The 2688-nt window shown below is 60.7% G+C and carries 4 protein-coding genes; 1 reads left to right on the top strand and 3 read right to left on the bottom strand.

Annotation, left to right across the window (positions count from 1 at the left end; all coding sequences use genetic code 11):
* The first annotated feature begins 7 nt into the window (after positions 1–7).
* A complete protein-coding gene (locus tag BFQ01_RS01455; protein WP_083244914.1) occupies positions 8–1132 on the top strand; it encodes an ISL3 family transposase in 1125 nt (374 codons plus the stop codon).
* 64 nt (positions 1133–1196) lie between these two features.
* Here the strand turns inward: BFQ01_RS01455 and BFQ01_RS01450 are convergent, their stop codons facing one another.
* The 3 genes from BFQ01_RS01450 to BFQ01_RS01440 form a co-directional block, all read right to left on the bottom strand.
* A complete protein-coding gene (locus BFQ01_RS01450; protein ID WP_010565408.1) occupies positions 1197–1598 on the bottom strand; it encodes an ExbD/TolR family protein in 402 nt (133 codons plus the stop codon).
* 1 nt (position 1599) lies between these two features.
* On the bottom strand, positions 1600–2319 hold the full coding sequence (locus tag BFQ01_RS01445) for a MotA/TolQ/ExbB proton channel family protein (protein WP_027607855.1): 720 nt from the start codon (positions 2317–2319) through the stop codon (positions 1600–1602).
* A 54-nt stretch (positions 2320–2373) separates the two neighbouring features.
* A partial coding sequence (locus tag BFQ01_RS01440) for an energy transducer TonB (RefSeq protein ID WP_141691234.1) occupies positions 2374–2688 on the bottom strand: 315 nt, incomplete at its 5' end.

Genomic DNA, 2688 nt, shown 5'->3' with positions numbered 1-2688 from the left:
TCTAAAGATCGATCTGATTCCCCACGCCACCCGATTCCCTTCCTGCGGCGGCTGCCAAAAACCTTGTTCAACCACTCATGAGTATTGCGAGCGAACCGTTCGTGATCTGCCCATTCTCGGTCGCGCGGTGCGCCTCAGCATTTTGCTCAGGCGTGTTGGCTGCCGCGACTGTGGAAAACGCATGGAGGCCGTCAGTTGGCTGGATCGCTATGCCCGCATGACGCGCCGCTTGGCCGAGGCGGTCATTCAGGCCTGCGAGCGCCTTCCCACCCTGCACGTGGCCCAGATGTTTGGACTGCATTGGGACACTGTTCGGTTGCTGGAGCGTCGAGCCTTGCAGGCGGTGTTGAGTGAGTTGCCGAAGGCGCAACCACGACGCCTGATCATGGACGAGTTCGCGTTATTCAAAGGTCATCGTTACGCCAGCGTTGTGCTGGATGCCGATACACGACGAGTGCTGTGGATCGGTGAAGGCCGTAGCCGAGCGGCAGTCAGGCCGTTCTTCGAGGAGCTGGGGCCGGAGGGCTGCGCTCGAATCGAAGCGGTGGCGATGGACATGAATACTGCTTTTGATCTGGAGGTTCGCCAGCATTGCCCGAAAGCGCGAGTGGTCTACGACCTTTTCCATGTGGTGGCCAAATATGGCCGAGAGGTGATTGATCGGGTCCGCGTCGACGAAGCTAATCGGCTGCGTCATAACAAGCCGGCTCGCAAGGTCATCAAGCAGGCACGATGGCTGTTGCTGCGTAACCCACAGAACCTGAAAACGCCGGAACAACAGGTCCATTTGCAGGATTTATTGGAGGCCAACCAATCGCTGATGACAGTTTATTTGATGAAGGCTGAACTCAAAACGCTCTGGACACCGAGCACTGCCTGGACCTGGAGATCGGCCTGGAAGCAATGGCTGCGCCATGCATATGAAAGTGAAATACCGGCTCTGATCCAGTTTGCCAAACGGCTAAAGGGTTATTGGCGGGGCATCGTCAGTCGGGTTCGCTGGCCGATGCACACCGGTCAGTTGGAAGGAATAAACAATCGAATAAAGGTCATCAAACGGATGGCGTACGGTTACCGGGATAGCGAATTCTTCTTCATGAAGATCAAGAGCGTCTTTCCCGGTAATCCGTGATGAACCAAAAAAAAGGCCGCACCCTGCCAAGGAAACGGCCAAAAAATTGTCGAGGCTTTTGCAACTAACGTGCGGTAATCACCGACAGCTTGGTAATCCCCGCGCGCTCGATAGACGCCATGGCTCGCGCCACTTCGCCGTAGTTCACACCATCGTCAGCCTGCAGTTGCACCCGCACATCGGGGTCCTTGGCCTTGGCCGCCTGCAGGTTGAATTCCAGCAGGTCCGGCTGGATTTCGTCCTTGTTGATGAACAGTTTGCCGGCGCCGTCGATGCTCACCACCAGCGGGTCCTTCTGCTCCACCGGGGCTACGGCCTCGGTCTTGGGCAGGTTGATCGGGATCGCGTTGGTCAACAGCGGCGCGGTGACGATAAACACCACCAGCAGCACCAGCATCACGTCCACCAGGGGCGTGACGTTGATCTCGCTCAGTACCTCATCACTGTCTTGCGTGGAGAAGGCCATATCAGGACGCCTCCTTCACTTTTTGCGGGTTACCCGGCGCATGTTTAGTCAGGGCAGGATGCAGCAGCACACGGAAGGAGTTTTTCTGCGCCAGGCTGTAGAAGTCGTGGGCAAAGTCATCCAGGTCCGCCGCCGTGAGCTTCAGGCGACGCAGGAAGTAGTTGTAGACCAGCACCGCCGGCACCGCGACGGCGATCCCCACGCCCGTGGCAACCAGGGCGGCACCGATGGGGCCGGCCACGGTTTCAAGGCTGGCGGAGCCGGCGGCGCTGATGCCCTTGAGCGCTTCCATGATCCCCCACACGGTGCCGAACAGGCCGATAAACGGCGAGGTGCTGCCGATACTGGCGACCACGGCCAGGCCGGTTTCCAGGGACCGGCGCTCACGTACGATCTGCTGGCGCAGGGCACGCTCGAGGCGGTCCTGGTGGTTGATCGCCTGGCTCAGGTCGGCCGCGTGCGGCGCTTCCCCGACCTGGATCGCGGCGTAACCGGCCTGGGCCACACGGGCAGCGGCGCCGGGCTGGGTTTCGGCCAACTCGGCAGCCGAGTCGAGGCTCGACGCCGCCCAGAACTGTTTGTGGAACTTGCGATCCTGCGCTTTGAGGCGACCGAACTGCACGCCCTTGAGCAGGGCCAGGCCCCAGGTGGCGACCGAAAAGACCACCAGCAGCCAGATCACCGCGCTTTCGATGGATTCAAGTGGAGATGCTAATGCCATGATGTTTTCCCTCTGTACAAGTCGCGGCGTGTGCTGCACACCGCAGCGCAATAGTTAGTGAATCTTGAAGTCGATCGGTACGCTGACCCAGCCGTCCTGGGCCACATCGCCCTGCTTGGCCGGCACGAAGCTCCACCGCTTCACGGCGGTCAGTGCGGCGTCGTCGAGTTGCTGGCGACCGCTGCTTTTCTGGACCTGGATTTCGCCCGGCTTACCGCTGGCCAGTACATGCACCCGCAATAAAACCGTGCCTTCCCAACCGCGACGCTGCGCCAGTGACGGGTACTCCGGCGCCGGGTTCTTGAGGTACGCGGCGTTGGCCGAAGCCGGTGTCACCGGGGCTGGCGCGGGCGGAGCGGGCGCGGGTGC

The organism is Pseudomonas sp. 8 R 14 (assembly GCF_900005955.1).
In the GTDB taxonomy this organism is placed as follows: domain Bacteria; phylum Pseudomonadota; class Gammaproteobacteria; order Pseudomonadales; family Pseudomonadaceae; genus Aquipseudomonas; species Aquipseudomonas marginalis.
Note: the sequence above shows the minus strand (reverse complement) of the source record. Positions and strands in the feature narration are given on the sequence as shown.

What these genes read in the sequence shown, in the direction of transcription:
- BFQ01_RS01445 (WP_027607855.1), bottom strand. Translation starts at nt 2,319, where the DNA reads ATGGCATTAGCATCTCCACTTGAATCCATCGAAAGCGCGGTGATCTGG.
- BFQ01_RS01450 (WP_010565408.1), bottom strand. Translation starts at nt 1,598, where the DNA reads ATGGCCTTCTCCACGCAAGACAGTGATGAGGTACTGAGCGAGATCAAC.